Here is a 6,000-nt window from a genome sequence, read left to right as displayed (position 1 = left end):
GCCCTGAAATACCGCTCGCCTCGCGAGTTCAGGCGTAATGCGGTGTCATCAACCTAACGGTGTCCGCGTGTCCTGAGTTACAGGGGCAACTCCACTGACACCCCCGAGTACCTCGACGCCGGGATGTCCAGCGAACAGGTTGTACGACATATCCTTGAAGTCATCACCACAGCACTTGGGGAGCTGGACCGCCTGCGCAAGGATGGATTATAGCGGCCGCGACCAGTGTACGCGCTGCAGTGCGCAGTATGAATCTTGCGCTGCAATACGTCATTTTTTGGCCTTCGGCTCGCCACGATGACTCTCGCCAGTTGTTTCAGACATAAAAAGCGCTCATAGGCCCCACAATTTTGTCACCGCGCAGCTGGAAAAGTGGTTTACACGAAAATTCAATGGGCTACCAAGGGGGCATACTATCGTCGGCCTAAACCGGACGACTAGCATGTCAACAGTAAGTATGCAAGTGACCGTATCTCGCACGACAATTCAGATTGTGGCGGTGCCGGACACGGGGATGGCCAATATTTTCATCGTGGACAACAATGATGGCAGTCATCAGCTACAAGTGGTTCCGATTCGCCAATACCTGCGTGCCGGCACGGCCGTTGAGCTAGCCGCCAGTCACGTCCTCGAATTCGCCGTGGCCGCGATTGAGCGACATATGCACCAACAGACGCACTGAACATCGGCGTCGCCCGACAGATGCTTGCATATCAAATCGCGCACTACGCCGCGAAAGCGGGATGGCGAAGCCCGACATGGACCGCGCCCCTTCACGACGGAGAGCGGGCGCTTGTCCGGATTTCGGCTTGCGCGCCAACTGCATTCACGGCCATGGGAATCGTGTTGCGACAATGGCGATAGGCGGCACATTTATCGCAGCCGAAGCCACGCGCCTCTTGCGACACTGGCATGTCTCGGAATTGTGGTGCACATCTCGTTTATGCTTGCGCCACATCGGGGGCATGCGCTTCGGATCCTCAAGATAGGGAAGGGCTGACGCACGAGTGCACGACCGTCACTGAGAAAACCGTTCTCAGTAGACCTCGTCGCCGTGGTGAGCTGACTCAACGCAGAGGACGACGAGACCCATACCAATGTCCCTCGGCAAGACCAAGGGGCGCATCCGATCCATATCACCCAGCATCTCGGCTAACTTCGCAAGGCGCGCATGTCATCGAGAACTGGCACAACAGCAAGCGCAATGAGGACAATTGCAAGAGGAACAATTGAGGCGAAGCCGACGTTGCGGAAACCGAATGCTCCTGCTAGTCCACCCGTTACGAATGCCAGCAATAGAGATCCGAGAAGATTTAGTTTTTGTCGGTCCGCGCGAACGACATCCCGGCAGCTTGCTCGAGTGTTCCAATAACATAGCTTACCAAGCTCAATCCCGATATCTGTCACAAGGCCAGTGACGTGTGTCGTACGTATCTCCGCCTTCGAGATCTTTGTAATCATGGCGTTCTGCAGCCCCATCACATAGCAGAGGAGGCAGACGGTTGCAGGTACAAAGAGCACATGGCGCGTTTCGAGTCTTGAGCCAAGAAGGCCGAAGAAGAGCAGCAGTGTAGCTTCAAGCATCAGCGGCATCGCGTATTGGCTGCTCAAACGCTTACGGCGGCCCCAATTGATCAAGATAGCGGACGTGGCGGCGCCAACGAGGAAAGAGAGCAAAGAGCAGCACCCTGCCACGACGACCTTGATGTCGCCCAGCACGACGCTATCGGTCAGCGATGACACGATGCCAGACATATGCGATGTGTACTGGCCAACGGCGAAAAATCCACCGGCGTTGGTCGCACCCGCGACGAACGCAAGCGATCTTCCGAGGCGGCGATTCGTCGCGTCGTTGCGCTCGGGCGTTGTAAATTCGCGGAGGTAATTGATCGGCATGACCACCCCGAGAAATCGGCGGCGACTGAGCTTTCAGAGCGTCCCAGTGATTGGCAAGATCGTAACACGATCTCCCTATATGGGGAACGGGGTGGTTTCGATAGTGAAGCGCCTCAAACCTGCCTTAGCCGGTGGCTGCATGCTTGTTGGAACCGTGATCCGGCCTACCCTGCCTGGGTTCCGCCGCTGACCTCGCTCCTTGCAATCTCGCTGTTTCTTCGTGATCGAACACGAGCATTCTTCCCATTGCTTCCCGGAAAATCTTTAGTGAATCGGCAAAAGGTCGCCGGAGCGCGCACTCACCGCAGGAAGCCGATCGCGACGCACGCGCGCAGTTGTGACCCCGCCCCACCTGGCCGCAAAATCGAGCGGTTTTTATGCACGCACGCACCAGGCGTTTCGGATCGTCTGCTGCGGGCCGCGCTGCGGTCGGTGAGCGAATTTTTCTACGCAGTGTTATGCGCTCTGATTATGCAGTCTCGCCGTCGCCCTGGGCGGGCGCGGAGACCGCTCCGGACAGAGAGGCAAGGCGAAGAATGGCTTCCAGGCGTTGGGCGTCTGACATATAGCCGGCTTCGCCCTGCTCGATACCGAGTTCGACCATTAGGCAGCGCCACAGATCAAATATGCCGATCGCGGCGCCGAGGTGGATGTCAGCAGCATGGCTGCCGCGCGGCCGTGACGCGGCTTCGGTGAGATGGTGCCGGATCTCGCGTTCTGCGCACGCGGTGATTCGCTCGTAAGTGAGATGCACTTCCATCACAAGGCACTCCTTGGGCGGGACGACTCAACGTCCGGCCGATGCTACCAGCCCAGTCTACAGCCGCCTGTGAGAAATGGTAATGCACGGATGCTTGGGCCTTGCGGGGATGTGCCGCAGCCGTTGCGCGGCTCGATGCGCAATCGCTAATTGCGCGTGAATTACATTGTTGCGGTTAGGCAGTCTAGACAGCTAACCAATGCAGTGAGCATGTACGCGCGAGCGTTGGAGATGGTTCCCGCATTTACGAGGGATGTCACGGCTGATGAAGTGCGTGAGGCGATTCGTCAGGTTGACGAGATCATTAACAATGCGCTGCCCCCGGGTAGGGGCAGCGCTGACCTTTCGATGAGCAACTTGAGCGCGCGGCGCGGTCAGGTTATCGGCGCCGAGTCGATGTCCGTCAAGCAACGAAGCGTCGCCGATAGTGGTGCCATCGGAGACTCAGTGCTGATATCGGTGTGTTTGGGTGTAGTTTTTCAAATGTGCATCGTTGCGATCGACGGGGCGTTGCTTTTCCTCGTCGCGCAGCTTTTGCAGGAACGCGGCCTTCTGCTTTTCTGCGAGCTGCGTTTCCACGATCGCGATTCGACTCTCATCGATGTTGTGAAGAACGCTGATCGACTGAGCGAACCCCAGAATCCATACACACGCGATCGGGAAGAGCACGTAAGCCGCCGAGAACGAACCGACCGACAAGTGGGCGTCCAGAGGGACGGATGCGAGCCCAATCACCAGCGTTATGGCGTTGATCGCGATCGTGCGCAGAATGCCCTTCCGAAAGGTTCGGGCTCGAGCTTGAGCATGCTTGCGCTGATCAATTGTCAGATCATCGAGCTTCTCGAACGCGGACAATCGGTTGAATGCGATTACCCAAGTCGAAGTTAGGGCCGTCGCGATGCCGGACAGAATGCCGGTGAAGCCAGCGGTGTTCGTTACGAACGCGATGAAGCTGGGCGCCCACTTCTGGAGCGCCCACGCTGCAACTAGTCCGAGAACAAAACCGGCGAGTTTCACAATGCTTCAACTGGGTTTGATCGTTCCACTATCGACGATGGCTTCCAACCAAGACCGCATGACCTCATACGCATCACTGACATCGAGTACCCCATCGTAGCTACCAACGGGCTTGTATGCCTGTACCCTGAAAGCGGATCCATCGAGCTTTGCCATGCCTTTCACCTCAGCCTGGAAGAAACTGGGGTCGTCTACGTGCCGGAGCTCATGCATGATCTTCCTCATGACCTCGTCGTTCCCGGTTTCATCCTTACGGTGGCCGACGACCTTGATCTGTAGTCGAACCTGGATGTCTGGGATAGAAGTGAGTTCATCGAGCTTTAGCGCCGAGAACTCCTTCTGAGAGAGTAGCCCCTTCAGAACGTCGATACCAATGCCTTTTGCCACTTTGTCGACGGCAGCAGCAACCATCGATTTCCCATGAGCATCTGAGACACCAGCCGCAGGTTCGCTGACCAATGGAGCACCGATAGACAGGCTTTTGATCGGCGCCTTCTCAAGCTTTTTCCGGGTGTCTTCGGGGATCACATCGCTCAATTCTACCCGCTGGGTCCCGTCGATGCAGCCCGCTGTTACAAGTAGCCAGTTGAGGTGCGCTTCGAAATCGCTGGTTCGTTGAGCTTTTGACTGTATCAGGACGACATGGTTTTCTCTGACCCCAAAATACAGCGGTGCCTCCGGAAACTGTTTCCCGGCGGGCGGCGCCAGCTTTGATACATCGAGCTCGTCCTTTTCTTCATCGATGGCGGTGTCGATGACGAGCTGGTGTTTGCCCGGCGAATACAGGGTCAGTACGCCAAAGTTCAGGCCGCTATAGTCTCGTGGTGAATTGATAAATCGCATCCAGCTTTGGCCAGAGACTCCTTCTACGTCGGCGCCGCCTTCGGTCAAGGATTCTTGTCGTTTGGCGACTTTCAGCTTCTTGAGAGCGCGTGCCAAAAGGTCCTGAAGCGTCAGCTTGGACGGTTGCAGAAACGTTGCCTGTTTGTAGAACAGCTGCTTGCGAAGTGCTTTACGAGCCAAACTTTGCCCCCGATAGTGTTGTGCCTCGATTTTTTGCGGTGGTCCGCCGCATGATTTTTGGTCGAGTCGGACAAGCGTACGACATCGAAACTCGGGGCGCAGTCTAGCGTAAACCCATGGGCCGATAGCTGGTAAGGGGGCGTGCGCTGATAAAACTCCGAAGGCAGTGTTCGGATGTCGCCGGCGGAGGATCACGTGCGAGGTGCCTCGCAGCGAGACATGCGCAATGAACTGAGCGTGGGCCCAGAGAACTGTCCCAACTCTCAACGGAAGCACGTGGACGGTCCTGATATTAGACGCTGTCTAATATCAGAACTGCGAGGGCAAAGAAAAAGGGCTTAGCATCGCTGCTAAGCCCTTGAATTCTTTGGTGGGGCGTGAGTGACTCGAACACTCGACCTACGGATTAAGAGTCCGCTGCTCTACCAACTGAGCTAACGCCCCAACGAGACCGAGATAATATCGGCTCTTATGCATGGGGTCAACCCTTAATGGTGAAAATCCGCGAAAAAGGCCCTAGGCGAGCAGCGGAACGAGTTCGAATGCCAGCACGGCGAGGACGGCGCCAACGACAACGAGAAGCGAGCGCCAGCACATTCGGATGGCCCCCTTGCAGGGCATCGCACCCACGACGATCGCGCCGAACACGGCAAGCGCGAACATGCTGACGAGTTGAGCGTTGGAAAGGTGGGGCATGATCATTGCCGATCTCCCTGCCGCAATCACGCGAGTTGGAACGCGTTTCAAGTATAGAAAGCGGCCCTTTCCAAGCAAAGCGGCGCGGCAACCGGGATTTCCCCAGTGCCGCGCCGTGCGGTGCTGCGATGCGATGTATCCGAATTCGCGCTGTGCTGACGTCGCACGCGAGCGCCCGGGCCCGCCGGACGCCGCGCGTGGATCGTCATCGCCGTGAGCGCGTTATTCCGGCAGATCGAGAATCAGGATGATCGTCCAGGCGTCTTCGCCTTCGTGATGATACTGACGCTCGACCACGATGAACGGTTGCTTCTTGTCGCCCTGACCGAGGAACAGCACGTCGCCCTCGGCCGGCATGCATTCGATCGGCGGCAGGGCGAGAGGGGTGCCCTTGGGGACGAGACGTTCGGCCTTCTTCGCTGCGCGCTCCGTCCACTCGATATCGAATTCGATCTGACTCACCGGATGATCCTGTTTATGCAAATTGAAACGGCTGCATGGTAGCACGCAGCCTGCGCGCACCAACGAAAAAAGCCCGCTCCCTGGGCGGGGAGCGGGCGAAAGTCCCATGCGATAACGGGGAACGCATGGGGACAGGAGATGCGCCC

Annotated in this window: 7 protein-coding genes and 1 tRNA gene; 1 reads left to right on the top strand and 7 read right to left on the bottom strand. The window is 57.4% G+C overall.

The window, feature by feature from the left end; genetic code table 11:
- The first annotated feature begins 457 nt into the window (after nucleotides 1-457).
- Complete coding sequence (locus CDN36_RS12305) at nucleotides 458-682, top strand: hypothetical protein (RefSeq protein WP_052106085.1); 225 nt, start codon at nucleotides 458-460, stop codon at nucleotides 680-682.
- 470 nt (nucleotides 683-1,152) lie between these two features.
- Here CDN36_RS12305 and CDN36_RS12300 read toward each other — a convergent pair whose 3' ends face one another.
- The 7 genes from CDN36_RS12300 to CDN36_RS12270 all read right to left on the bottom strand — a co-directional run bounded on the left by CDN36_RS12300 (nucleotide 1,153) and on the right by CDN36_RS12270 (nucleotide 5,854).
- Nucleotides 1,153-1,896: a YoaK family protein gene (locus tag CDN36_RS12300; RefSeq protein ID WP_039220579.1), complete on the bottom strand. Its 744-nt coding sequence runs from the start codon at nucleotides 1,894-1,896 to the stop codon at nucleotides 1,153-1,155.
- A 469-nt stretch (nucleotides 1,897-2,365) separates the two neighbouring features.
- On the bottom strand, nucleotides 2,366-2,656 hold the full coding sequence (locus CDN36_RS12295) for a hypothetical protein (protein ID WP_253577689.1): 291 nt from the start codon (nucleotides 2,654-2,656) through the stop codon (nucleotides 2,366-2,368).
- 444 nt (nucleotides 2,657-3,100) lie between these two features.
- Nucleotides 3,101-3,673, bottom strand: coding sequence for a hypothetical protein (locus CDN36_RS12290; RefSeq protein WP_253577691.1), 573 nt, complete (start codon nucleotides 3,671-3,673; stop codon nucleotides 3,101-3,103).
- Between the two features lie 6 nt (nucleotides 3,674-3,679).
- Nucleotides 3,680-4,696 carry a hypothetical protein gene (locus CDN36_RS12285; protein WP_253577693.1) on the bottom strand — a complete coding sequence of 339 codons (1,017 nt, stop codon included), beginning with the start codon at nucleotides 4,694-4,696 and terminating at the stop codon, nucleotides 3,680-3,682.
- 368 nt (nucleotides 4,697-5,064) lie between these two features.
- Nucleotides 5,065-5,140 (bottom strand) — tRNA-Lys (locus CDN36_RS12280).
- Nucleotides 5,141-5,212: 72 nt separating this feature from the next.
- Entirely contained in the window at nucleotides 5,213-5,398 is a 186-nt protein-coding gene (locus tag CDN36_RS12275; RefSeq protein ID WP_150556004.1) for a hypothetical protein, read from the bottom strand.
- Between the two features lie 216 nt (nucleotides 5,399-5,614).
- Nucleotides 5,615-5,854, bottom strand: coding sequence for a hypothetical protein (locus CDN36_RS12270; protein WP_039410578.1), 240 nt, complete (start codon nucleotides 5,852-5,854; stop codon nucleotides 5,615-5,617).
- Between the last annotated feature and the right edge of the window lie 146 nt (nucleotides 5,855-6,000).

This window comes from Pandoraea sp. CB10b_02 (assembly GCF_002216225.1).
Classification (GTDB): domain Bacteria; phylum Pseudomonadota; class Gammaproteobacteria; order Burkholderiales; family Burkholderiaceae; genus Pandoraea; species Pandoraea nosoerga.
The sequence above is the reverse complement of the archived record's forward strand: the minus strand, read 5'-3'. Positions and strand labels throughout refer to the sequence as shown.

Bases quoted from the DNA above. Each gene is read 5' to 3' on its own strand.
- CDN36_RS12295 (WP_253577689.1), bottom strand. From the start codon at position 2,656: ATGGAAGTGCATCTCACTTACGAGCGAATCACCGCGTGCGCAGAACGC.
- CDN36_RS12305 (WP_052106085.1), top strand. From the start codon at position 458: ATGCAAGTGACCGTATCTCGCACGACAATTCAGATTGTGGCGGTGCCG.
- CDN36_RS12275 (WP_150556004.1), bottom strand. From the start codon at position 5,398: ATGATCATGCCCCACCTTTCCAACGCTCAACTCGTCAGCATGTTCGCG.
- CDN36_RS12300 (WP_039220579.1), bottom strand. From the start codon at position 1,896: ATGCCGATCAATTACCTCCGCGAATTTACAACGCCCGAGCGCAACGAC.